Raw genomic sequence first — 22147 nt, forward strand, 5'->3', positions numbered from 1 at the left:
GTCGACACAGCGGCATGTGGCGTCCCGAGATTTGATTTCGGTCAATCGCCGGGCGCGGAGATTGTCCGATATTGATCAAACACACTTCGGAACCGTATGCGATGGACGGAAGATGAACGACATCGGAGAAAAGCCGGCACCCGACGCCGGACAGGCCGAGCTGGCGAAATTGCTGGAGAGTTCGCACGCGCGCGGCGGCAGACGATGGCTGTGGCGTGGCCTGGCCCTCGTCGCGGTTACGGCACTCGCCGTCGCCTACTATTTCTACGGCAGCCAGCCGACGACCTACAGCTACACGACCGCCGATGCCAAGAAGGGCAATCTCACCGTCATCGTCACTGCCACGGGCTCGATCGAGCCGACGGTCAGCGTCGAGGTCTCCAGCGAGCTTTCCGGCACCGTTCGCGACGTGCTGGTCGATTACAACAGCCCGGTGAAGAAGGGCGAGGTGGTCGCGCGGCTCGACACAGCCAAGCTTCAGGCCGACGTAAAGAGCGCGGAGGCGAAACTGCTGTCGGCTAAGGCGGCCGTTGCCAAGGCGGAGGCCGACCAGAAGTCGGCCAAGGTCTCGCTCGATCGCCTGACGAGCCTGGTCGGCAATCGCGTTTCGACGCAACAGGACCTCGACTCGGCCCGATATACCTACGAGGCGACGATCGCGACCGTCGAAAGCGCGAAGGCCGACGTGCTCTCGGCCGAGGCGGCGCTCGACCTCGCCAAGGTCAATCTCGACAAGGCGACCATCGTCTCGCCGATCGACGGCATCGTTCTCTCGCGTGCCGTCGATCCCGGCGCGACGGTCGCCGCCTCGCTCGAGGCGCCGACGCTCTTCACCATCGCCGGTGACCTGAAGGAGATGGAACTGCAGGTGGACATCGACGAGGCAGACGTCGGTCAGGTCGCGGTCGGGCAGAGCGCGACATTCACCGTCGACGCGTTCACCGACAAACGCTTTCCTGCCGAAATCACCGAAATCCGCTATGCCTCCGAAACGGTGAACGACGTCGTGACCTACATGGGCATCCTGAAGGTTCGAAACGACGAGATGCTGCTGCGTCAGGGCATGACCGCCACCGCCGACATCGTCGTCCAGTCGATCGAGGACGCGCTCCTGATCCCGAACGCGGCCTTGCGCTACACGCCGCCGGAGACGCTGACGGCGAAAAGCCAGAGAAGCAGCGGCGTGTTCAGCATGTTCCGCCCGCCGCGGATGGGTTCGCTCACCACCGCCGAGCCGCAGGGCGGCGAACGCACGGTCTGGGTGATGCGCGATGGTGTTCCCACCGCCGTCAACATCGAGATCGGCGCGAGCGACGGTCAGAATACGGTCGTGACCAAGGGAGAGATCACCGAAGGCGACATGGTGATCACCGACGCGACCGCCAAAAGCGGCTGAGCGGAGAGCCCCATGGCGACGGCGCCCCTCATCGAGTTCCGGCAGGTCACCAAGCTCTACGGCAGCGGTGAAGCGACGATCCGCGCGCTCGACCGCGTCGACCTGGTGATCGAGAAGCACGAATTCGTCGCCATTATGGGACCTTCCGGATCGGGCAAGTCGACGGCGATGAACATCCTCGGCTGCCTCGACGTGCCGAGCTCGGGGCAATACCTGTTTCAGGGGATAGACACCACCGCCTTCGACCGCGGCCAGCACACGCTGCTGCGGCGCTACATGCTCGGCTTCGTCTTCCAGGGCTTCAACCTTCTCGCACGCACCTCGGCGATCGAGAATGTCGAACTGCCGCTGGTCTATCGCGGCATGGAGGCGCGCGAGCGGCGCCGGCTCGCACAGATCGCGCTCGAACAGGTGGGGCTCGCCGGCCGCGAACACCACACGACGCAGGAGCTTTCCGGCGGCCAGCAGCAGCGCGTCGCGATCGCCCGCGCAATCGTCACCAGCCCGGCGGTCCTGCTGGCCGACGAGCCGACCGGCAACCTCGACACGAAGACCAGCCGTGAGATCATGGAATTGATCACCGGACTCAACCGCGAGCACGGCATTACGGTGATCATGGTGACCCACGAGGAGGACATCGCCGCCTATGCGGGGCGCCATCTGCGCTTCGTCGACGGCCGGCTCGACCACGACAGCGCAAACGGTGGAGCCGAGACCCATGTTCTATGAAACGGTCAAGCTCGCCCTGCGGGCGATCAGCCGCAACCTGCTTCGGTCATTCCTGACGGTGCTCGGCGTCGTCATCGGCGTCGCCGCGGTCATCGCCATGGTGACGATCGGCAACGGCACGACCGCGCAGGTGACGGCCGAGATCTCCAAGCTCGGCACCAACCTGCTCTTCGTGCGGCCGGGACAGTTTGGTCCCGGACGCGCGAGTACCTCCGCGAAGAGCTTTAGCCTCAGAGACGTCGAGGCGATCCGAGGCCAGATCAACGGCCTCCAAGCGGTCGCCCCGGTCAACCAGTCAAGCCAGGTCGCGATCTTCGGCGGAGAGAACCACACGACCACCGTCGTCGGCACCATCAGCGACTATTTCACCGCGATGGACTGGAGTTTCACCTCGGGACGGGCGTTCCTCTCGACCGAGGAGCGCGGCGGCCAGGCGGTCTGCGTCATCGGCAATACCGTGCGCTCGGAACTCTTTGGTTCCACGCCGGCACTCGAACAGAAGATCCGGGTCGGGTCCGTGTCGTGCGAGGTGATCGGCATCCTCAAGAAGAAGGGCCAGAGCGGCATGGGCACCGACCAGGACGACATCGTCGTCATGCCGATCAAGGTCTTCCAGCGGCGCGTCGGCGGCAACACCGACGTCTCAAGCATCACGCTCTCGGCTCGCGACGGCGTATCGACCGCCAAGGTGCAGGCGGACGTCGAGCGGTTGCTGCGGGAACGGCGCAAGATCATCGCTGGTCGCGAGGACGATTTTTCCGTCAACGACATGGCGCAGATGGCCTCGACACTCACCGGAACCACGACGCTGATGACGGGACTTCTCGGCGCGGTCGCCGCCGTCAGCCTGCTGGTCGGCGGCATCGGCATCATGAACATCATGCTGGTATCGGTCACCGAGCGCACGCGCGAGATCGGCATCCGGCTCGCGATCGGGGCGCTGGAAAAGCAGGTGCTGATGCAATTCCTCGTCGAGGCCGTGACGCTGTCGCTCTCCGGCGGCATCATCGGCATCATACTCGGCCTCGGTCTCGCCTACGGCGCCGTCGTGCTTCTCAACGTGCCCTTCGTCACCAGCCCGTCGGTGATCGCCCTCGCCTTCCTCTTCTCGGCGGCGATCGGCATGATCTTCGGCTATTTTCCCGCCCGCCGCGCCGCGCAGATGAACCCGATCGAGGCGCTCAGACACGAGTGACGACAGCGTTCGAGGAGCAGATCAGCCCCTCGGAAGCACACGGTCAATGAACGAACGGACGGACGAGCGGAACAGTCGTAACGGTGCATTCGTCTTCACCGCTCCTCCGGCCTGCTGCTCCTTGTCCAGCCGATTGAGTTCGGCAACGTCGTGCTGCAGGGCGAGTCCGGTGAGAAGCGGATGATCCCAGATGGTCGCACCCGCAGGCGCCTGCAAAGGGGCATAGTCGACGGGAAAGGCCTCAACCAGTCTATCCTCATCCAGTCGCCTCGGTTCCCAGGCCGCATCGATCGCACGTATCAACGCGCCCCAGTCCGTCTCCCGATCCGTGGGCTGGCCGTAGACCGGCACGCGTGCCATCCCAAGGCCGCGGTAGAGATCGACGACGCGCAAATCCAGTCCGCAGTGTTCCGACAGTGGTACCTCCGACAAACCCGAGAAGCGCAGATCGGTGGCGAAATGCAGACAGGGAATGCCGTAACTTTCCGCGAACACCATTCCATGCAGGCTCGTGGAGACGATCCTCTCGCAAGCGAGAATGGTATCGATCTTTTCCTTTATTCCCTGCATTCCGATGGGCGAGACGGTGTTGATCAGACAGATATCCTGCTTCAGCTCGTCCGGAATGCGATAGCGCGCGAGCGTCTCGCGGATGTGGGCCTCGGCCTCGCGGTCCGTAAGCTCGGAAAGATGTACGATCACCCCGAGTTTCCACTTCTTTTCAGTCGGTGGAGCATAGAAGCGCGGCAGGAGCCAGACCGGATCGCCGTAGACACCGCTGGGCCGCCTCCCGCCCGTCAGCAGGCGTTCGGACACCGGCCCCCGCGTCGCGAGGACGTGAAAGTCGGACGCTGGCGGAACCGTGAAAGGTACGCGTTCCCCGCTGCGAGCGGCAGGGTTTATCCATGGCGAACATCCGGTTCCCCAGAACCAGACCTCGCCGCCCGAAAATCCATGTCCGATCGTCCCCACGCAAGCCATGCGCAGGCTGGCCGACTTGGAGGGGCGACGCCGGACGTCCCTGCCGGACAGCAGGGCAACCATCACCGGGCTCAGTGCATCGCCGATATTCAGATAGTCCATGCCCGCGGTCGAGCCGGCCCAGGCGAGCGGCACATATCCCTCGGACCGAACGAAAGCCGCCAGGTTGTTGTTCTTCATGTCGCGCTTCTCCATGCTCGCCCTCGAGCCCGGATGTTCGCCTAACACGACATTGTCGACCACGAAAGTGATCGCCTCCGTTCCCGACCGGAGATCTTCGCGACATTGGGTGGCATGCCCGCGATCAGATGAAAAAAGGGGCGGTCGAGCCGCCCCTCTTCATGTTTTCCCGTATGCGCTCAGAGCGCCGGCAGGGCCGGACGATTGGCAAGCGCCGTCTCGATGACCTTGGTGACGCGGGCGCGATGCTCGCCGGACAGCGGCAGCCGCGGCTCGCGGACGCGGTCGTTGGAACCGATCGCAAAGACCTCGGCGAGCTTTATCTGCTGGACGAGGAAGGTCGAGACGTCGAGGTCGAGCAGCGGGCGGAACCAGCGATAGATCGCGCGGGCCTCGTCGTAGCGGCCGGCCTTGGCGAGCTTGTAGATGGCGACAGTTTCCTTCGGAAAGGCAACGACGAGGCCGGCAACCCAGCCGTCGGCACCCATCATCAGGCTTTCGAGCGCCAGATTGTCCACGCCGGTGAAGACGTCGAAGCGGTTTCCGAAAGCGTTGAAGACCTCGGTGACACGACGGATGTCGTCGGTCGACTCCTTCATCGCGACGATCAGGTTGTCCTTCGCCAGTTCCTCGAACATCGGAATGGTGACGTCGACGCCGTAACCGACCGGATTGTTGTAGACCATGACCGGACGCTCGCCGGCGACGGCGACGGAGCGAATGTGGTTGATCGTTTCGGCCGGCGCCGACTTGTAAGGTACACCCGGCAGGACCATGAAGCCGTCGGCTCCGGCCCTTGCGGCGGCGGCGGCTGCAGCCTTGCCACGGCGTGTGGCGCTTTCGCAGATCGTCATCAGAACCGGCTTGCCACGAGAAACCGATTTCGCGATCTTCAGGATCTCGATCTTTTCGTCCGGATCCAGCGTCATGTTCTCGCCGAGCGAGCCGCAAACGATCATGCCGTCGACATCCGCGTCGAACTGGAGCGCAAAGCAGCGCTCCATCTCGGCGTGGTCAAGCGCGCCGTCTTCCTTGAACTTGGTCGTTACCGCGGGAAATACACCCTTCCACATGTGGAACTCCTTTGCTGATATATCAGTGGAGCTTGCCATCCCGGATGCGACATGTCAATATCTGATATATCAGAAAGGATCACCCATGCCGAAACAAGCCGGATCGCTGAGCCACCTCGCCTATCGCGCCCTGGAGCGTGAAATCGTGACGTTGAAGCTCAAGCCCGGCGCCAAGGTGACCGAGAAGGAACTGATCGATCTTGCGGGTCACGGGCGTACCCCCGTCCGCGAGGCCATCCAGAAGCTCGAATGGCAGGGGTTGATCGAGGTGAAGCCGCGAGTCGGCCTGCTCGTGGCCGAAATCCACCCCGAGGATCACAAGGATATCATGGCTGTGCGGCATAAACTCGAACCGCTTGCCGCCTCCCTGGCCGCCACGAGCGCCGATGCAGAGCAGCGTGAAGGACTGCTGGTCTGCGCCCAGGCGATGACTGCGGCCGCCGTCGCCGGCGACTTCGAAGGATTTCTTTCGGCCGACAAGCAGTTCGACGAGATTCTGGAGGAAGCCTGCCCCAACCGCTTCCTCATCGCGGCACTCGCGCCGTTGCAGACCCATTCGCGCCGGCTCTGGTTCGCACGTGCCACTCCGACGAAGATGGATCGCTCCGTCGCCTTCCATGTCAGCGTCATCCGGGCGATCCACAAGGGCGACGCCAGCGAAGCGCAGACGGCAATGGAAGCGCTGATCTCCCACCTCGCCGGAACCTGAGTTCTATACACATCGACACTGTTCAAACGAAAAACGCCCGGAAACCCGGGCGTTTCGTAAGACCAGGAATAAGGAAGAAGCGTCAGCCGACGAAGGCGCGCTCGATGACGAATTCCGCCGGCTTGCTGTTGGCACCTTCGGTGAGGCCGGCCTTCTCCAGCAGCGCCTTGGTGTCCTTCAGCATGTCCGCCGAACCGCAGATCATGCCGCGGTCGACCGCAGGGTCGAGCGGCGGCACGCCGAGATCGGTGAACAGCTTGCCGCTCTCGATGAGGTCGGTGATACGGCCTTGGAAGGGGTAGTCCTCGCGGGTGACCGTCGCGTAATGCTTGAGTCTATCGCCGACAATCTCTGCCAGAAACTCGTGGTTGCGGATCTCTTCCATCAGGTCGAAGCCGTATTTCAGTTCTGCGACCTGCCGGCAGGTATGGGTGAGGATGACTTCCTCGAACTTCTCGTAGGTTTCCGGATCGCGGATCAGGCTGGCGAAAGGCGCGATGCCGGTGCCGGTCGAGAACATATAGAGCCGCTTGCCGAGGGTGAGCGCGTCGAGTACCAGCGTCCCCGTCGGCTTCTTGCGCATCAGCACCTTGTCACCCGGCTGGATGCGCTGCAAATGCTGGGTGAGCGGACCATCGGGAACCTTGATCGAGAAGAATTCGAGTTCTTCGTCCCAGGAAGGGCTCGCGATCGAGTAGGCGCGATAGATCGGCTTGCCGTCGACGATGAGTCCGATCATCGCAAACTCGCCTGAACGGAAGCGGAAGCCCGCCGGACGCGTCATCCGGAAACGGAACAGCCGGTCCGTATAATGGGTCACGCTGAGCACGGTCTCGGCATAGACGCCTTCCGGCACGATCAGTTCCGCGGACTTGGTCATCACTGGAGCATTCATGCTGTGTCGCTTCCTGTTTCGTCTCTCTGTCAGCCACCGGGGCCATATACCCTATGCGTCGCGACTGCGATACCGGGCATTCCGTCACGGTCGCCCGAACTTTTGCGACCGTATGCCCCGCCTGGGAGACCGCAACCTTGATCACGGTCAAATCGTCGGAGCTAATATAGTAATTTCGTGATATCTTATCCAGCCGCACGGCTTGTGCGCCGCCAGCTGTAGCCGCCGGGCGCCGTCGCCGCCCGGGCCGCGGGCTGGTAGTGATCCGCAATTCCCGGCAGCCGTCCTTCGGCAAGCCGCCGCCGGGCAGTCTCGTTAGTGACGGCGAAACTGTCGAAACCCGACCGGAGCATCAGCGGGATCGGATCGATCAGGATGTCGCCGACGGCACGCATCTCGCCGGTGTAGCCGAGGCGGCCGCGCAGGATGGATGCATGGCTGAACGCACGGCCATCGTTGAAGGCCGGGAAGGCAAGGGCCACCAGCGCGATCCTGTCGAGATAGGGGGCGAGTTTCGTTACGTCGTCGGCGGGCGCGATCAGGACGCCAAAGCCATTCTCGTTGCTTTCCTCGACCTTTGCAAGAAAGCTCGCGAGGTCGAGAACCGGCCTTTCCCCCTCGCCTGCCTTGCGCTCATCCGACTCGATCACCCAGGGGTCGTCCTCGACGAATCCGGTTTCTTTCCAAATGCTGGTCATCGGTCCTTCCTCACGCGGCTTCCGCCGCCTCCCCGTAAAGGGCATCCTTGAACGGCTGCGGTCCCACCCGACGATAGGCGTCGAGGAAGGTCTCCTCGCGCGAAAGCCGCAAACCCAGATAGGTATCGACGATGGTTTCCACCGCGTCGGTCACCTTCTCCGGCTCGAAGCCGCGGCCGATGATCTCGCCGATCGAAGCGTTCTCGTCGCCGGAACCGCCGAGCGTGATCTGGTAGAGTTCGGCGCCCTTCTTCTCGACGCCGAGCAGGCCGATATGGCCGACATGGTGGTGGCCGCAGGCATTGATGCAGCCGGAAATCTTGATCTTCAGCGCGCCGATCTCCTCCTGCCGTTCGGCGGAGGCAAAGCGCCTGGAGATTTCCTGGGCGACCGGGATCGAGCGGGCATTCGCCAGCGCGCAGTAGTCAAGCCCCGGGCAGGCGATGATGTCGGTGATCAGCCCGGCATTGGCGGTCGCGAGGCCCGTCTCTGCCAGAGCCTCGTAGACGGCCCGCAGGTCGGCGAGTGCCACATGCGGCAGCACGAGGTTCTGCTCGTGGCTGACGCGAATTTCGTCGAAGGCATAGCGTTCGGCGATATCGGCCACGACGTCCATCTGCTCGGCGCTCGCGTCTCCCGGCGTACCGCCGATCGGCTTCAGCGAGATCGTCACCATGCCGTAGTCGGGGTGCTTGTGCGGCGCCACATTGCGGGCGACCCAGGCGGCGAAGGCCGGATCGGCCTTCTTGGCGCGGGCGAGATCGGTCCAGCCTTCCGGACGCTCGGCGAGTGCCGGCAACGCAAAATACTGCTCGATCGCGCGGATGTCGGTGTCCGGCAGCTTCAGTTCGCCGTCACGGATCGTCTCGAATTCCGCCTCCACCTGCCGCGTCAGTTCCTCGACGCCGGTTTCGTGGACGAGGATTTTGATGCGCGCCTTGAACTTGTTGTCACGCCGGCCGTGGAGATTGTAGACGCGCACGATCGCCGTCACGTAGGAAAGCATGTCCTCTTCCGGCAGGAAGTCACGAATCTTCTTGGCGAGAAGCGGCGTGCGCCCCTGCCCGCCACCGACATAGACGGCGAAGCCTAGCGCGCCCCTCTCGTCCTTCTTCAGGTGCAGGCCGATATCGTGCACCTGGATCGCCGCCCGGTCGCTTGGCGCACCGGTGACGGCAATCTTGAACTTGCGCGGCAGGAAGGAGAACTCCGGATGAACCTGCGACCACTGGCGCAGGATTTCGGCATAGGGCCGCGGATCGGCGACCTCGTCGGCGGCGGCGCCGGCGAAATGGTCGGCCGTCACGTTGCGGATACAGTTTCCGGACGTCTGGATCGAGTGCATCTCGACGCTTGCGAGTTCGGTCAGGATGTCCGGCGTATCGACGAGCCGAGGCCAGTTATACTGGATGTTCTGCCGGGTCGTGAAATGGCCGTAACCACGGTCATAGCGGCGCGCGACATGGGCGAGCATCCGCAGCTGACGGGAATTCAGGGTGCCGTAGGGGATGGCGACCCGCAGCATGTAGGCATGCAGCTGAAGGTACACGCCGTTCATCAGGCGCAGCGGCCGGAAGGCATCCTCGGCGATCTCGCCCTTCAACCGCCGTGCGATCTGGTCGCGAAACTGCTCGACGCGGGCCGAGACGAAGGCGTGATCGAATTCATCGTAGCGATACATGAGGTTCCTCAGGCGGCAATGAAGTCCGGATCGGCGAAACCGTGGCCGTCCGCATAGGCAATGGTGGGACCGAGCGCACGGATACGCTCACGCAGGCGCCTCGGCCGCAGAACGCCGCCCTGCTCCTCGACATCGACGACGTTGACGTCGAGAACGAGGTTGCTTGCAAAGGCGCGACGGCCGGCCGCCTCCAATGCCTCGACGGCTTCCGCATGGCGGGCGACGAACGCCTCCTGCAGGTTCTCGGTCCACTGGCCATTCGCATCGAGCCAGACGGCGATCCCGTCGCCGAGGCGATTTGCGGTCAGTACTTTGTCTGCCATGTCAGATCCTCACGAGTGTGGCGCTACGGGCAACCTTGCCCCGCAACGGTTCGGAACGGTCGAAATTCGCGCCGGCGACGGCGTCGCCGATGATGACCATCACCGGCCCTTCGAGTTCGCTGCGCTTCTCCAGGTCCGGGAGTTCCCGCAGCGTGCCATGCAGCAAGCGGCGCTCGTCGCGGCCTGCATTTTCGACGACGGCGACGGTGGTATCGTCGGCGAGACCGGCTGCCATCAGGCGCGCGGCAACGGAAGCGGCAACGGTGCGGCCCATGTAGACGGCAACGGTGGCGCCGGAAAGCGCAAGCCGTGCCCAGTCGGGCAGCGCCTCGCCGTTCAGGTCGTGGCCGGTCGTGAAGACGAGCGACGAGGCGACACCGCGCAGCGTCAGCGGCAGCTCGAAATCTGCGGCGGCGGCGAAGGCAGCAGTGATGCCCGGCACGACTTCATAGGGGATGCCGGCATCGCGCAGCGCCGCCATTTCTTCTCCGGCGCGACCGAAGACGAGCGGGTCCCCGGATTTCAGCCGCACGACACGCTTGCCGGCACGCCCGAGATCGATGAGGAGCGCGTTGATCTCGTCCTGAGACTTCGTATGGCACCCCTTGCGCTTGCCGACGGACATGCGCTCGGCATCGCGGCGGCCCATGTCGACGACGGCTTGTGGCACCAGCGCGTCATAGACGATCGTGTCGGCCTCCATCAACAGCCGATGGGCGCGCAACGTCAGCAGGTCTTCGGCGCCCGGCCCGGCGCCGACCAGGAAGATCCGGCCCAGCTCGGCGGAAGAACTGCCCTGCATCAGCCGGACGGCGTTACGGCGGGCTCCGGCGAGATCGCCCTTTTCCACGGCCGAAGCGACATCGCCGCGGAAGAACCGACGCCAGAAGGCCCGGCGGGCCGATCCGCGCGGCACCGTCCGGTCGACGGCGGCGCGGCAGTCCTCGGCAAGGCGCGCAAGGCGTCCGAGCGTCTTCGGCAGCCGCCGGTCGATCTCGGCGCGGATCATCTGGGAAAGCACCGGGCCGGCCCCTTCCGTGCCGATCGCAACGGCGATCGGCGCACGGTTGACGAGTGCCGGCGTGAAGAAATCGCAATGCTCGGGCTGGTCAACAGCGTTCGCCGGAATGTTGCAGCTGCGGGCAGCGGCAACGATGGCGCGATCAGTCGCGGCATCCCCTGTCGCGGCGAAGACCAGAACCGCGCCCTCGACCTGGGACGCGGCAAAGGGTTCGCCACGGATCTCGATGTCCGAGGTCGCGAGGAATTCCGCGTAATCGGCGCGCGGCCGGTCGGCATAGGCGACCACGCGGGCCGAGGTGTTCTTCAGCAGCCTCGCCTTGGCAAACGCCTCCGCCCCGTTGCCGAAGACGGCGACAACGTTACCCGCGACCTTGACGAAGGCGGGAAAGACGGAAAGCTGGTGCTCGTGTGCAGCCATGACTCGACCCAATTGCAGATTGCGCCACTATCGCCGTTTGCGGCAATGGTTTGAAGAAACAGGAATCCGTCGCCCTCGCGGGGCGCACATTTCTTTGCTAGGCATCCGCCAAATCCGAGCAAATCTCACCGGCCGCCGTCATTGGTACACTTCCGCGATTGTCGTTTTGACTTTTGCCGGCCGCCCGGCCAAGGATAGCCGGACAACAATAGGAACAACGCCTTGACCACAGCAACGACTATCCCCGCCGCGCGCCTTCTCGACGTGATCGAGCACGACATCCTGCCGCTCACCACCCGCGGGGTCGCGGCCGGCAACAAGGTATTCGGCGCCGCCGTGCTCCGGAAATCCGATCTCTCGCTGGTTCTCGCCGAGACCAACAACGAGACGGAGAACCCTCTCTGGCACGGCGAGGTCCACACGCTGAAAAGGTTCTACGAGCTCGCCGAGCGGCCGGACACGCGCAACCTCGTCTTCCTGTCGACCCACGAACCCTGCACCATGTGCATGTCGGCGATCACCTGGGCGGGCTTCGACAATTTCTACTATTTCTTCAGCCACGAGGACAGCCGCGACGCCTTCGCCATTCCGCACGACCTCAAGATCCTGAAGGAGGTGTTTGGGCTCGAACCCGGCGGCTACCGCAGGGCGAATGCGTTCTGGCACTCGCACTGGATCGCCGAACTGATCGCGATGGCACCGGATGCCGATCGCTCCGCGCTCTTCGAGCAGTCTTCTCGCATCAAGGCGGTGTATGCCGGGCTCTCCGAGCGCTACCAGTCCACGAAGGACGAGAATTCCATTCCGCTCAACTGACCGCAAAACAGCGCAAGGAGGACCGCCGCCATGGGCATGCTCGACCACATCTCGCTTCCCACGACCGACCTCGACCGCGCCCGGCGCTTCTACACGGCCGCATTCGCCCCGCTCGGGGCTGTTGAATGTGCCGTCACGGAGACGTCTGCCGGCTGGGCCGTCGACGGTTCGGACGACTTCTATGTCGGCCTGGTGGACGTCCCGGAACTCGTGAACCACCCGAGGACGCATTATGCGCTTTCGGCGCCGTCGCGCGCCGCCGTCGACGCCTTTCACGCGGCTGCGCTCGCAAACGGCGGGACCGATGACGGTGCGCCGGGCCTACGCCCGCAGTATCATCCCAACTACTACGCGGCCTTCGTCATCGATCCGGACGGACGTCGCATTGAGGCGGTCTGCCACCGCGCGCCGGATTAATCGAAAGACGAAATATGCAAGCTTCCAAGGACATCGGCCGCCTCATCGAGATCATGGCGGCGCTGAGAAACCCCGAGACCGGCTGCCCCTGGGACATCGTCCAGACGTTCGAGACGATCAAGCCCTACACCATCGAGGAGGCCTACGAGGTCGCCGACGCGATCGAGCGCAACGATCCCGACGATCTCTGCGAGGAGCTCGGTGACCTGCTGCTGCAGGTGGTGTTTCATGCGCGGATGGCGGAGGAAGCCGGCCTCTTTTCCTTCGGCGATGTCGTCGAGGCGATTACCAGAAAGATGATCCGCCGCCATCCGCATGTCTTCGCCGTCTCCGACGCGGCAACGCCCGAAGCGGTCAAGGTGCAGTGGGACGCGATCAAGGCCGAGGAGAAGGCCGAGCGGAGCGAAAAGCGCCGCCGCCGCGGTGCGGCCGAAGAGCACCATGACGGACACCTCGGCACGGTGCAGCGCTCGTTTCCGGCGCTGACCGAGGCGATCAAGCTGCAGGAACGGGCAGCGAAGGTCGGATTCGACTGGTCCGAGGCCGCCCCCATCCTCGACAAGATCGAGGAAGAGATCGGCGAGTTGCGCGAGGCACTGGCCGAGGGCCGCCCTGAGAAGATCACCGACGAACTCGGCGACCTGATCTTCGCCCTCGTCAATATCGGCCGCCACGTCGGCGCCGATCCGGAGCAGGCGTTACGCGGAACGAATACGAAATTTAGACAGCGTTTCAAATATATAGAGAAGAATCTTCAAGCGTCCGGAGAAACGCTCGAAGGTGCGTCGCTGGAGCGGATGGAGGAGCTCTGGCAGGCGGCGAAGGGCAAATGAACCCCGTTTCTACTCCGTCCACGCCGCAGAGCGCACGAAATCGATGAACGCCCTCAGAGGAGCCGGCACGAGTCGGCGGCCGGAATAATAGAGGAACGGTCCGGAGAACGGTTGCCACCAGGTTTCCAGCACCGGTTCGAGGTCTCCGCTGTCGAATAGCGGGCGTAGCCAGTCCTCGAAAAGGTGGATGACCCCCGCCCCCGCCACCGCTGCATCGACCGCGAGGTCAGTGCCGCCGCCGGCACGGACGATCAGGGGACCGGACGGCTCGATACGCACGACCTCGCCGTCCCGCTCGAACTCCCAGGGACTCGCCAGAGCGCCGCTGCAGAAGCGACCGAGCAAGCAGGCATGGCCGAGCAAGTCGCGCGGATGCTCCGGTCGGCCATGCCGATCGAGATACGCTTTGGACGCAGCCGTGGCAAACCGCTGCACCCGGGGTCCGATCGGCACGGCGATCATGTCCTGTTCCAGGCGGTCATCATAGCGGATCCCTGCATCACATCCGGCTTCGATCACGTCCACGAAACTCTCCTCGGTGATCACCTCGATCCTGATCTCCGGATAGGCGGCGAGAAAGGACGGGATGAGCCGCGGCAGAACGAGTCGTGCCGCGCTCACCGGTACGTTGAGCTTGAGCGATCCTGCCGGCCGGCTCCGAAAACCGTTGACCACGTCAAGCGCGGCCTCCACTTCGTCGAGGGCCGTTTCGAGGCGCGCGATCAGCCCCCGTCCCGCCTCGGTCGGCACAACGCTACGCGTCGTCCGATTGAACAGTCTGACGCCCAGACCCTCCTCGACGCGACGCACGGCATCGCTGAGGCCCGACGCGCTGACACCCATGACCCTCGCTCCCTCGCGGAAGCCGCCTGCCCTTGCGACGATCAAAATTGCGCGCAGATCATCCAGATCGACCTTCATTGTCCGCTCCTTCGTACAGCCCGTACGAACTTGGGGCCGTTATCACGATAATGAACGACGACTATCTTCCAGTCACCCATTGATCCGGAAAAGGAGGCAGTTCATGTCCATTATTGACAAGGCCGGCACGTTCAAACTCGGCGACCGCACGATCAACCGGCTCGGCTATGGAGCGATGCAACTGGCGGGACCTGGCGTCTTCGGCCCGCCCAAGGATCGCAAAGCCGCTCTCGACGTCCTTCGCGCGGCTGTTGCCGCGGGCGTCAATCACATCGACACCAGTGATTTCTACGGCCCTCACGTGACGAACGAAATCATTCGCGAGGCCCTGCATCCCTATCCGGACAGCCTCGCGATCGTGACCAAGGTCGGTGCGCGGCGGGGTGCGGACGGTTCCTGGCTGCCGGCGGCATCGCCCGAGGAACTGGTCCGGGCCGTTCACGACAATCTGCGCAACCTGCGTCTCGACGTGCTCGATGTCGTCAATTTTCGCGCCATGCTCGACCCCCACCATCCCGTCGACGGATCGCTGGAAGCGCAACTGACGACACTTGCGGATCTCCGCAGGCGAGGGCTCATCAAACATGTCGGACTGAGCAATGTCACGCTCGGCCAGGTCGAAGAGGGACGGAAGATCTGTGACATTGCCTGCATACAGAACCTCTACAATCTCGCCCATCGCGCCGACGACGCGATGATCGACGAACTTGCCGCCGACGGTATTGCCTATGTGCCCTTCTTCCCGCTTGGCGGATTCTCGCCGCTGCAGTCGGCTACCCTGTCGGGCGTTGCGGCCGAGCTTGGCGCCACGCCGATGCAGGTCGCCCTTGCCTGGCTGCTGCGACGCTCGCCCAACGTCCTGCTCATCCCTGGCACGTCTTCCGTGACCCATCTCAGGGAGAACATCGCGGCTGCGGAACTCGAACTGCCGTCCGCGGCGATTTCGGCGCTCGACACTATCGCCAAAACCTGAGGCAAGCAGGAGTACTCACAAGGACGTGGTGAAGCGGCATACTGCATGTGCCCGGCGGGTGTGGTTCATCAGCCTCCGCCCGTCGGCTCCACTTGCGATGGCACAGTAGATCCCGAGGATGCCAAGAAATACCCAAAAATGTTCAGATTTGATCTTTGCTCCGCGCAAAATCTTCACAGTTCGTAAACTGCACCAGGTGAAACTTAGCCCCATAGAAATCAACGGGAAGCCGGCGCACCCACCCTCGAAGTCAACCATTGGGCGCGCATTTCGGAGATGCAGATGCTGGGTTTTGGTAGTGGATCGGAAGCAAAAGCCGTTCTGGAGGCGATGAGCCGCTCCCAGGCGATCATCGAGTTCAAGCTGGATGGAACCATCATTACGGCCAACGAGAATTTCTGTAAGGCGCTCGGCTATGCACTCTCGGAGATCGCCGGGCAACACCACAGGATGTTCGTCGATCCGGCAGAGGCGAACAGCCCCGCCTACCGTGAATTCTGGGCGAGGCTCGGAGCCGGCGAGTTCGACCGGCGCCAGTACAAGCGCATCGGCAAGGGTGGCCGCGAGGTCTGGATCGAGGCCTCCTACAACCCAGTATTCCGCAACGGAAAACCCTATAAGGTCGTAAAGTTTGCGACCGACATTACCGGGCAGAAACTGAAGGCGGTGGAAGACGCCGGCAAGCTCGACGCGATCTCGCGAGCCCAGGCGATTATCGAATTCACGCCGAAGGGCGAAATCCTGTCCGCAGATGAAAACTTCCTGCGGACGCTCGGTTATACGATGGACGAGATCCGCGGCAAGCATCACGCGATGTTCTGCGACGGCGCCTATACCGCCAGCGAGGCCTACAGAACCTTCTGGAGCAAGCTCGCTTCCGGTGAACTCGTCGCGGATGAATTCCTGCGAGTCGGAAAGGGCGGCCGGAAGGTCTACATCCAGGCCTCCTATAATCCGATCTTCGATATGAACGGCAAGGTTTTCAAGATCGTCAAGTTCGCGACCGACGTCACCCGGCGGGTGGAAAACGTCGACCAACTCGCGCGCGCCCTGAACGCGCTCGCCGAGGGCGACCTCACCCAATCGATTACCGATCCTTTCCTTCCGACGCTCGAGAAGCTGCGCGTAGACTTCAACGGCGCCTCGACGAAGCTGCGCAGCAGCATGCACACGATCTCCGAGAATGCGGGAGCGATTGCCGCTGCTTCTCAGCAGATCCAGTCGGCCTCGAACGACCTTTCGAAGCGAACCGAACAGCAGGCCGCGTCGGTGGAGGAAACGGCTGCCGCGCTGGAACAGATCACCACGACCGTCGCCGATTCGAGCCGCAGGGCGCAGGAGGCCGGTGACCTCGTCCGCCGGACCAAGGACAATGCCGAACGCTCGGGCGGCGTCGTCAGCCAGGCCGTGGCGGCCATGGGCAAGATCGAGCAGTCCGCCGGCGAGATCGCCAGCATCATCGGCGTGATCGACGAGATCGCCTTCCAGACCAACCTCCTGGCGCTGAACGCCGGTGTCGAAGCCGCCCGCGCCGGCGAAGCGGGCAAAGGCTTTGCCGTCGTCGCCCAGGAGGTCAGAGAGCTCGCCCAGCGCTCGGCCAAGGCGGCAAAGGAGATCAAGGATCTGATCAGCACTTCCAGCGAACACGTGAAGAGCGGCGTCACGCTCGTCGGCGACACCGGCCACGCGCTGCAGGAGATCGTTGGACAGGTGCTCCGCGTGGACGACAATGTCGGTGCGATCGTCGAGGCATCCAAGGAGCAGGCGACCGGCCTCAAGGAGATCAACGCCGCCGTCAACACAATGGACCAGGGCACACAGCAGAACGCCGCCATGGTGGAAGAGACGACGGCTGCCGCCCACAGCCTCGCCCGCGAGGCCGAGCAACTCTTCCAGATGCTCTCGCAGTTCAACATCGGCGGGACAGCCAACGCCCGACGCCAGGCGCCGGTCGCCGCGACGGTCTCCGCCGCTACCACGTCGAAGCCTGTCCCCTCGCCAGCACGTCAGATGGCGGCGAAGGTCGCCGGTGCCTTCAACGGCAACGCGGCCCTCAGGGACGATAGCTGGGAGGAATTCTGAGCGGCGTGCCTGCTACCTGACACTTCGGCCTACAAGCTTGACATACAAGACCACCCGCCTGCCGCGGGTGGTCTTAGCGTTCGAGGAATGGTGCTTCGACAGGAGACCCGTGAGAGCCGATGTCGTCACCTCTCCTGCAGACCCTTGCCGGCCAGTATTCTGTCGCGGCTTTTTTCGATCCGTGATCGGCGGGTAGCGGATTGCTTCGGCTGGGCAAAATGCAGCGCATAGCCGCGCCTGCGGCCGGGTGTCAGTGCCTCGAAAGCCTCTTGCAGCTCCGGATCTTCCTCCAGAGCGGAGAGAAGCTCCTCGGGGTAGACGATGTCATCCTTCGGCAGGTCGACCTTCGCCCCCGCCTTCTCGAGTTCGATCGCCTCGCGGACATAGCTCCGGATGGTGGACTCGATCGCCTCGATCTGGTCGAGACCGGTGAACCTGAACATGCGCACGGAGCGGGAATTGTCGCCGGGCGCGACGAGCAGGCCTTCCGGATCCTTGAGCAGCACGCCCTTGAAGAAGCCGAGCGCGGCATTCTCCTTGAAGCCCCAGATGATGGCGAGGTTGCCGCCATCAAAGGTGTAGCAGGGCCCGCGCCACTTGAATTCTTCCGCGAGCCCACAGTCGAGCAGGATCGCCCTCAGCGCCCGCAGTTCCTCCGGCCACACCTTGGCTTCGGAGAAGAAGGCCTCGATCTTCGCGGCATTGTCATGCATCTGCAACTCCTCTCGTCGTTACGGAAGCAAAATGCCCCTCACCGTTCCCAGTCTTCCTTGTCACGCTTGCGGTCGTTGCCGAGCCGCCGTTCGAGCTCGATCGCCTGGCGTTCGGTCAGCCGCAGGTCGAGGCTGACGGAGCCGTCCTCGCGGTCCTCACGGCCGTCGACTACGGCGTTCTCGTAGGCCCAGGAGATCAGCGCCTGCTTGTCGGCCGGGATGATCACCGTCGTTTCCGTGAGCACGCCCGAGAGCCGCTCGGAAATCTCCGCCATCAGCCGGTCCACGCCCTCGCCGCTGATTGCGGACACGGGAATGACGTTGGCGCGCGAGGCGGCCTTTTGCAGGATCGCGTCGTGGCTTTCCGGCTCCAGCCGGTCGATCTTGTTCCAGACCTCAATGATGCGCTCGGCCCCCTCCTTCTCGTCGATGCCGAGATCGGAAAGGATGCGCAGCACGTCCGACGCCTGCGCCCCGTTGTCCGGATCCGACATGTCGCGGACATGGAGAATGAGGTCGGCTTCCAGCACCTCTTCGAGCGTCGCGCGGAAGGCGGCGACGAGGTGGGTCGGCAGGTTCGAGATGAAGCCCACAGTGTCCGACAGGATCACCGTGCGGCCGTGCGGCAGCTTCATGCGCCGGAGCGTCGGATCGAGCGTCGCAAACAGCATGTCCTCGGCGAGCACGCCGGCGCCGGTGATGCGGTTGAAGAGTGTCGACTTGCCGGCATTGGTGTAGCCGACGAGCGCGACGATCGGATGCGGCACCTTGCGACGCTTGGCGCGGTGGAGCTGGCGGGTACGGACCACCTGCTCCAGCTCCCGTTCGAGCCTGACGATCCGCTCCTGCAAGAGACGCCGGTCGGCCTCGATCTGCGTTTCACCCGGGCCGCCCATGAAGCCCGCACCGCCGCGCTGGCGCTCGAGGTGGGTCCAGCTGCGAACCAGCCGGCCCTTCTGGTAGTTGAGATGAGCAAGTTCGACCTGCAGGGAGCCTTCCTTGGTGGAGGCGCGCCTACCGAAGATTTCCAGGATGAGGCCCGTCCGGTCGATGACCTTGGCGTTCCATTCCTTTTCGAGATTGCGCTGCTGCACCGGGGTCAGCGGATGGTCGACGATGACGAGCCCGGCATTGTGCGCGTCGAGCAGCGCTCCGATCTCGGCGATCTTGCCGGTGCCGAGCAGCGTCGCCGGACGCGGCTGGTTGACCGGAACGAGCAGACCCTCCGCGATCGTCAGGTCGATGGCGCGCGCAAGGCCGATCGCCTCTTCGAGGCGGGCTTCGTTGGATCGGGTCGGAGCGAGCGGCTGCGCCCCCGCACCGTCGGCCTGCCCCGCCGCAGCGCGCGAGGGTTTGACCAGCGGCACGACGACGACGGCGCACATGTCGTCCCGGTGCTTTTCATCCTCCGGGACTATGGAATCGCTCTTGGTATCGCGCGTGTTGATTGCTTTTGACCCTATGAAGCGGCGTTTTCTTCGCTCTCGAACATCTGCATCGGCTGTCCGGGCATGATGGTCGAAATCGCGTGTTTGTAAACGAGCTGCGAATGCCCGTCACGGCGCAGAAGGACGCAAAAATTGTCGAAGGACGTGACGACGCCGGTCAGCTTGACGCCGTTGATCAGGAAAATCGTCAACGAAATTTTCTGCTTGCGAACAGTGTTGAGGAAAAGATCCTGTAAATTCTGAGAACGTTCCGCCATGGCGCCGCTTCTTTCTTTTTTGCCGGTGCTTTGACCGGTGAATTATTGTTTGCGCGTGTCAGCCGACCAGGAAGCGCCCTTACGACCCCTTCGCGGTGAAGTTGGTATCAAATCGCAGTCTTTTCCGCAATGTCGAAAAAAGCCTGACGAATGCTTCGGGATACTTCGCCGGGATGGCCGTTGGCGACGGTGTGTCCGTCAATCTCGACCACAGGAAAGCAGATGCTGGTCGCTGCCGTCACAAAGACTTCACGCGCGTCCAGCATTTCCTCGCGGGAGAATCGGCGCTCGACGATCGGCACGCCGATCTTGTCGGCGACATCCATCAGCGTCGTGCGCGTGATTCCCCTGAGGATGCCGGGGTCCGCGGGGCGCGTGACGAGGAGGCCTTCCTTGTCGACGATCCACACATTGGTCGCCGCCCCTTCTGTCACCATGCCGTCGCGGTCGATGTAGATCGCCTCCTGTGCGCCGGCCTCCTTCGCCTGCTGGCGGGCGAGGACGTTCGGCAGAAGCCCGACCGTCTTGACGTCGACGCGCTCCCAGCGATTGTCGGGGAGCGTGATCGCCTTGATGCCGTTGGTATTCTTGGCGACGATGATCTCCGGATTGGTGCTCTTGGCCGTGACCACCAGGGTCGCGGGCGTATCCGCAGCGGGAAAGACATGGTCGCGCCGGGCCGCGCCGCGGGTGACCTGCAGATAAAAGAGGCCGTTGCGCACGCGGTTGCGTCGCAGCACTTCGCGGATGACTTGGACGAGCGCCGCCCGCGCCATCGGCGGCTTGATCCGGATCTCCGAGAGCGAGCGGTCGAGACGGTCGAGGTGGCGGGTGAGATCGACGATCACGCCGTGACGCACCTCGCAGACCTCGTAGACACCGTCGGCGAACTGGTAGCCGCGGTCCTCGATATGGACGCCCGCCTCGCCGTGGTTGACGTAGCGGCCGTTGACATAGGCAATTCTCGGCATGAGCGGCGGAACCCCGGGCGATCAAAAATACTGGATGGAGACACGGAACATCTGCTCGACGTCGCGGATTGCGGCGGCCGTGACGAAGAGCACCACGCGGTCCTTGGTCTTGATCCTCGTGCTGCCGTCCGGCCGCAGAACCACGCCGTCGCGATAGATCGCGCCTATGCGCATGCCTTCGGGCAGGTCGAGATCGCGGAACGGCCGTCCGACGAGCGGCGAGGTCTCGAGCGCCTCGGCCTCGATCACTTCCGCCGCGCCCTTCTGCACGGCGTAGACCGAGCGGATGCGACCCTTGCGGACGTGCTGGAGCACGCGTGAAATGGTGACGGCGCGCGGATTGATATAGGCGTCGATGCCGATCGAGGTGGTCAGGTCCTGATAGGACGGATCGTTGACCAGGATCATCCCGGACTTGCAGCCGAGGCGCTTTGCCATCGCAGCACTCAGCACGTTGGTCTGGTCGCTGTTGGTCAGCGCCACCATGAGGTCGGCATCCTGAATGTCCGCCTGCATGAGGATGTTCTGGTCGAGCGCCGAACCCTGGAGCACGATCGCGTGCCGCAGCTGGTCGGACACCGAGATCGCACGCTCGCGGTCGCCCTCGATGATCTTGACCTTGATCTTCGGCTGCATCTCATCGATGGTCCGCGCGACGTAGTAGCCGATATTGCCGCCGCCGGCGATGACGATACGGCCGGCCTCCTGCTCCTCGTGGCCGAAGAGGCCGAGAGTGCGGCGGATGTGATCCCGCTGGCAGATGACATAGGCGAGATCGCCGACCAGGAGCTGGTCGGTCGAACGGACGACATGGAGCCTGCCGTTGCGATAGATCGCAGTGACGGTCGCCATCAGGTCCGGGAAGAGCTGGCTCAGCTGCTGCAGCGGCGTGTTGACGACCGGGCAGTCTTCCATGCACTCGATCGCCACCATCGCGATGTTGTCGTCGGCAAAACGCGCGACATCGTTCGCACCGGGGAAGGAGATGCGTCGCAGCACCATCTTGCCGACCTCGACCTCGGGCGAGATCGTGACGTCGATCGGCATGTTGTCGCGGCTGAACAGGTCGGAGTATTCCGGGCGGAGATAGCTCTGCGAACGGATGCGGGCGATCTTCGTCGGCACGTTGAAGAGCGAATGGGCCACCTGGCAGGCGACCATGTTGATCTCGTCGTAGAGGGTCACGGCAATGATCATGTCGGCCTGGTCGGCACCGGCCTTGGCGAGCACGTCCGGGTGGGCGCCGTGGCCCACATAGCCGCGCACGTCGAGTGTCTCGGTGATGTGACTGATCAGCGACGCCGACGTATCGATCACGGAAACATCATTGTCTTCCTGGGACAGACGTTCCGCGATCCCGTAGCCCACCTGCCCGGCGCCGCAAATGATGACTTTCATGATGCCTCTTTCGACGG

22 protein-coding genes are annotated in these 22147 nt (G+C 63.6%); 9 read left to right on the forward strand and 13 right to left on the reverse strand.

Annotation, left to right across the window (positions count from 1 at the left end):
• The first annotated feature begins 112 nt into the window (after positions 1 to 112).
• The 3 genes from ACM6UT_RS13235 to ACM6UT_RS13245 are packed head-to-tail and all read left to right on the forward strand — an operon-like array spanning position 113 to position 3320.
• On the forward strand, positions 113 to 1396 hold the full coding sequence (locus ACM6UT_RS13235) for an efflux RND transporter periplasmic adaptor subunit (RefSeq protein ID WP_416797812.1): 1284 nt from the start codon (positions 113 to 115) through the stop codon (positions 1394 to 1396).
• A 12-nt stretch (positions 1397 to 1408) separates the two neighbouring features.
• Positions 1409 to 2125 (forward strand): ABC transporter ATP-binding protein, encoded by a 717-nt coding sequence (locus ACM6UT_RS13240; protein ID WP_416797813.1) that lies wholly within the window; start codon positions 1409 to 1411, stop codon positions 2123 to 2125.
• Entirely contained in the window at positions 2115 to 3320 is a 1206-nt protein-coding gene (locus tag ACM6UT_RS13245; RefSeq protein ID WP_416797814.1) for an ABC transporter permease, read from the forward strand. The genes ACM6UT_RS13240 and ACM6UT_RS13245 overlap by 11 nt, the downstream gene beginning before the upstream one ends.
• 21 nt (positions 3321 to 3341) lie before the next feature.
• Here ACM6UT_RS13245 and ACM6UT_RS13250 read toward each other — a convergent pair whose 3' ends face one another.
• Together ACM6UT_RS13250 and ACM6UT_RS13255 are read right to left on the reverse strand one after the other, a co-directional pair.
• Positions 3342 to 4481 (reverse strand): polysaccharide pyruvyl transferase family protein, encoded by a 1140-nt coding sequence (locus tag ACM6UT_RS13250; protein WP_416797815.1) that lies wholly within the window; start codon positions 4479 to 4481, stop codon positions 3342 to 3344.
• A 179-nt stretch (positions 4482 to 4660) separates the two neighbouring features.
• The gene (locus ACM6UT_RS13255) at positions 4661 to 5554 is read right to left on the reverse strand and encodes a dihydrodipicolinate synthase family protein (RefSeq protein ID WP_416797816.1); all 894 of its coding nucleotides are present in this window, start codon (positions 5552 to 5554) and stop codon (positions 4661 to 4663) included.
• A gap of 85 nt (positions 5555 to 5639) precedes the next feature.
• Here ACM6UT_RS13255 and ACM6UT_RS13260 point away from each other — a divergent pair, with 85 nt between their 5' ends.
• Positions 5640 to 6263 (forward strand): GntR family transcriptional regulator, encoded by a 624-nt coding sequence (locus ACM6UT_RS13260; RefSeq protein ID WP_416797817.1) that lies wholly within the window; start codon positions 5640 to 5642, stop codon positions 6261 to 6263.
• A gap of 82 nt (positions 6264 to 6345) precedes the next feature.
• On the opposite strand, the gene ACM6UT_RS13265 is transcribed toward ACM6UT_RS13260, so the two are convergent.
• The 5 genes from ACM6UT_RS13265 to cysG form a co-directional block, all read right to left on the reverse strand.
• The gene (locus tag ACM6UT_RS13265; RefSeq protein ID WP_416797818.1) at positions 6346 to 7158 is read right to left on the reverse strand and encodes a ferredoxin--NADP reductase; all 813 of its coding nucleotides are present in this window, start codon (positions 7156 to 7158) and stop codon (positions 6346 to 6348) included.
• 185 nt (positions 7159 to 7343) lie between these two features.
• Positions 7344 to 7856: a DUF934 domain-containing protein gene (locus ACM6UT_RS13270; RefSeq protein WP_416797819.1), complete on the reverse strand. Its 513-nt coding sequence runs from the start codon at positions 7854 to 7856 to the stop codon at positions 7344 to 7346.
• A gap of 10 nt (positions 7857 to 7866) precedes the next feature.
• Positions 7867 to 9537, reverse strand: a complete 1671-nt coding sequence (locus ACM6UT_RS13275; protein WP_416797820.1) for a nitrite/sulfite reductase — start codon at positions 9535 to 9537, stop codon at positions 7867 to 7869.
• Positions 9538 to 9545: 8 nt separating this feature from the next.
• On the reverse strand, positions 9546 to 9860 hold the full coding sequence (locus ACM6UT_RS13280; RefSeq protein ID WP_416797821.1) for a DUF2849 domain-containing protein: 315 nt from the start codon (positions 9858 to 9860) through the stop codon (positions 9546 to 9548).
• 1 nt (position 9861) lies between these two features.
• Entirely contained in the window at positions 9862 to 11301 is a 1440-nt protein-coding gene (cysG, locus tag ACM6UT_RS13285) for a siroheme synthase CysG (protein ID WP_416797822.1), read from the reverse strand.
• Positions 11302 to 11523: 222 nt separating this feature from the next.
• Here cysG and ACM6UT_RS13290 point away from each other — a divergent pair, with 222 nt between their 5' ends.
• From ACM6UT_RS13290 to mazG, 3 genes are read left to right on the forward strand one after another with little or no spacing between them, the layout of a single operon-like run.
• Positions 11524 to 12117: a deaminase gene (locus tag ACM6UT_RS13290; RefSeq protein WP_416797823.1), complete on the forward strand. Its 594-nt coding sequence runs from the start codon at positions 11524 to 11526 to the stop codon at positions 12115 to 12117.
• Between the two features lie 36 nt (positions 12118 to 12153).
• A complete protein-coding gene (locus ACM6UT_RS13295) occupies positions 12154 to 12534 on the forward strand; it encodes a VOC family protein (RefSeq protein WP_416797931.1) in 381 nt (126 codons plus the stop codon).
• Between the two features lie 14 nt (positions 12535 to 12548).
• Positions 12549 to 13367 carry a nucleoside triphosphate pyrophosphohydrolase gene (gene mazG, locus ACM6UT_RS13300; RefSeq protein ID WP_416797824.1) on the forward strand — a complete coding sequence of 273 codons (819 nt, stop codon included), beginning with the start codon at positions 12549 to 12551 and terminating at the stop codon, positions 13365 to 13367.
• A gap of 9 nt (positions 13368 to 13376) precedes the next feature.
• Here mazG and ACM6UT_RS13305 read toward each other — a convergent pair whose 3' ends face one another.
• A complete protein-coding gene (locus tag ACM6UT_RS13305; protein ID WP_416797825.1) occupies positions 13377 to 14288 on the reverse strand; it encodes a LysR family transcriptional regulator in 912 nt (303 codons plus the stop codon).
• Between the two features lie 103 nt (positions 14289 to 14391).
• Between ACM6UT_RS13305 and ACM6UT_RS13310 the strand changes: the two genes are divergently transcribed.
• Positions 14392 to 15261, forward strand: a complete 870-nt coding sequence (locus ACM6UT_RS13310; RefSeq protein ID WP_416797826.1) for an aldo/keto reductase family oxidoreductase — start codon at positions 14392 to 14394, stop codon at positions 15259 to 15261.
• Between the two features lie 276 nt (positions 15262 to 15537).
• Positions 15538 to 17343: a methyl-accepting chemotaxis protein gene (locus tag ACM6UT_RS13315; protein ID WP_416797827.1), complete on the forward strand. Its 1806-nt coding sequence runs from the start codon at positions 15538 to 15540 to the stop codon at positions 17341 to 17343.
• Positions 17344 to 17468: 125 nt separating this feature from the next.
• Here ACM6UT_RS13315 and ACM6UT_RS13320 read toward each other — a convergent pair whose 3' ends face one another.
• The 5 genes from ACM6UT_RS13320 to trkA all read right to left on the reverse strand — a co-directional run bounded on the left by ACM6UT_RS13320 (position 17469) and on the right by trkA (position 22130).
• Positions 17469 to 18056: a YdeI/OmpD-associated family protein gene (locus tag ACM6UT_RS13320; protein WP_416797828.1), complete on the reverse strand. Its 588-nt coding sequence runs from the start codon at positions 18054 to 18056 to the stop codon at positions 17469 to 17471.
• Positions 18057 to 18094: 38 nt separating this feature from the next.
• Positions 18095 to 19441, reverse strand: coding sequence for a GTPase HflX (hflX, locus tag ACM6UT_RS13325; protein WP_416797829.1), 1347 nt, complete (start codon positions 19439 to 19441; stop codon positions 18095 to 18097).
• Positions 19442 to 19515: 74 nt separating this feature from the next.
• Positions 19516 to 19761 carry an RNA chaperone Hfq gene (gene hfq / locus ACM6UT_RS13330; protein WP_112689690.1) on the reverse strand — a complete coding sequence of 82 codons (246 nt, stop codon included), beginning with the start codon at positions 19759 to 19761 and terminating at the stop codon, positions 19516 to 19518.
• Between the two features lie 107 nt (positions 19762 to 19868).
• Complete coding sequence (locus ACM6UT_RS13335) at positions 19869 to 20732, reverse strand: D-amino-acid transaminase (protein WP_416797830.1); 864 nt, start codon at positions 20730 to 20732, stop codon at positions 19869 to 19871.
• Between the two features lie 21 nt (positions 20733 to 20753).
• Positions 20754 to 22130, reverse strand: a complete 1377-nt coding sequence (trkA, locus tag ACM6UT_RS13340; RefSeq protein ID WP_416797831.1) for a Trk system potassium transporter TrkA — start codon at positions 22128 to 22130, stop codon at positions 20754 to 20756.
• Positions 22131 to 22147: the final 17 nt, after the last annotated feature.

This window comes from Ciceribacter azotifigens (assembly GCF_048159625.1).
Classification (GTDB): domain Bacteria; phylum Pseudomonadota; class Alphaproteobacteria; order Rhizobiales; family Rhizobiaceae; genus Allorhizobium; species Allorhizobium azotifigens.

Bases quoted from the DNA above. Each gene is read 5' to 3' on its own strand.
- ACM6UT_RS13235 (WP_416797812.1), top strand. From the start codon at position 113: ATGAACGACATCGGAGAAAAGCCGGCACCCGACGCCGGACAGGCCGAG.
- ACM6UT_RS13240 (WP_416797813.1), top strand. From the start codon at position 1,409: ATGGCGACGGCGCCCCTCATCGAGTTCCGGCAGGTCACCAAGCTCTAC.
- ACM6UT_RS13245 (WP_416797814.1), top strand. From the start codon at position 2,115: ATGTTCTATGAAACGGTCAAGCTCGCCCTGCGGGCGATCAGCCGCAAC.
- ACM6UT_RS13250 (WP_416797815.1), bottom strand. From the start codon at position 4,481: ATGAAGAACAACAACCTGGCGGCTTTCGTTCGGTCCGAGGGATATGTG.
- ACM6UT_RS13255 (WP_416797816.1), bottom strand. From the start codon at position 5,554: ATGTGGAAGGGTGTATTTCCCGCGGTAACGACCAAGTTCAAGGAAGAC.
- ACM6UT_RS13260 (WP_416797817.1), top strand. From the start codon at position 5,640: ATGCCGAAACAAGCCGGATCGCTGAGCCACCTCGCCTATCGCGCCCTG.
- ACM6UT_RS13265 (WP_416797818.1), bottom strand. From the start codon at position 7,158: ATGAATGCTCCAGTGATGACCAAGTCCGCGGAACTGATCGTGCCGGAA.
- ACM6UT_RS13270 (WP_416797819.1), bottom strand. From the start codon at position 7,856: ATGACCAGCATTTGGAAAGAAACCGGATTCGTCGAGGACGACCCCTGG.
- ACM6UT_RS13275 (WP_416797820.1), bottom strand. From the start codon at position 9,537: ATGTATCGCTACGATGAATTCGATCACGCCTTCGTCTCGGCCCGCGTC.
- ACM6UT_RS13280 (WP_416797821.1), bottom strand. From the start codon at position 9,860: ATGGCAGACAAAGTACTGACCGCAAATCGCCTCGGCGACGGGATCGCC.
- cysG (WP_416797822.1), bottom strand. From the start codon at position 11,301: ATGGCTGCACACGAGCACCAGCTTTCCGTCTTTCCCGCCTTCGTCAAG.
- ACM6UT_RS13295 (WP_416797931.1), top strand. From the start codon at position 12,154: ATGCTCGACCACATCTCGCTTCCCACGACCGACCTCGACCGCGCCCGG.
- mazG (WP_416797824.1), top strand. From the start codon at position 12,549: ATGCAAGCTTCCAAGGACATCGGCCGCCTCATCGAGATCATGGCGGCG.
- ACM6UT_RS13305 (WP_416797825.1), bottom strand. From the start codon at position 14,288: ATGAAGGTCGATCTGGATGATCTGCGCGCAATTTTGATCGTCGCAAGG.
- ACM6UT_RS13310 (WP_416797826.1), top strand. From the start codon at position 14,392: ATGTCCATTATTGACAAGGCCGGCACGTTCAAACTCGGCGACCGCACG.
- ACM6UT_RS13315 (WP_416797827.1), top strand. From the start codon at position 15,538: ATGCAGATGCTGGGTTTTGGTAGTGGATCGGAAGCAAAAGCCGTTCTG.
- ACM6UT_RS13320 (WP_416797828.1), bottom strand. From the start codon at position 18,056: ATGCATGACAATGCCGCGAAGATCGAGGCCTTCTTCTCCGAAGCCAAG.
- hflX (WP_416797829.1), bottom strand. From the start codon at position 19,441: ATGTGCGCCGTCGTCGTCGTGCCGCTGGTCAAACCCTCGCGCGCTGCG.
- hfq (WP_112689690.1), bottom strand. From the start codon at position 19,761: ATGGCGGAACGTTCTCAGAATTTACAGGATCTTTTCCTCAACACTGTT.
- ACM6UT_RS13335 (WP_416797830.1), bottom strand. From the start codon at position 20,732: ATGCCGAGAATTGCCTATGTCAACGGCCGCTACGTCAACCACGGCGAG.
- trkA (WP_416797831.1), bottom strand. From the start codon at position 22,130: ATGAAAGTCATCATTTGCGGCGCCGGGCAGGTGGGCTACGGGATCGCG.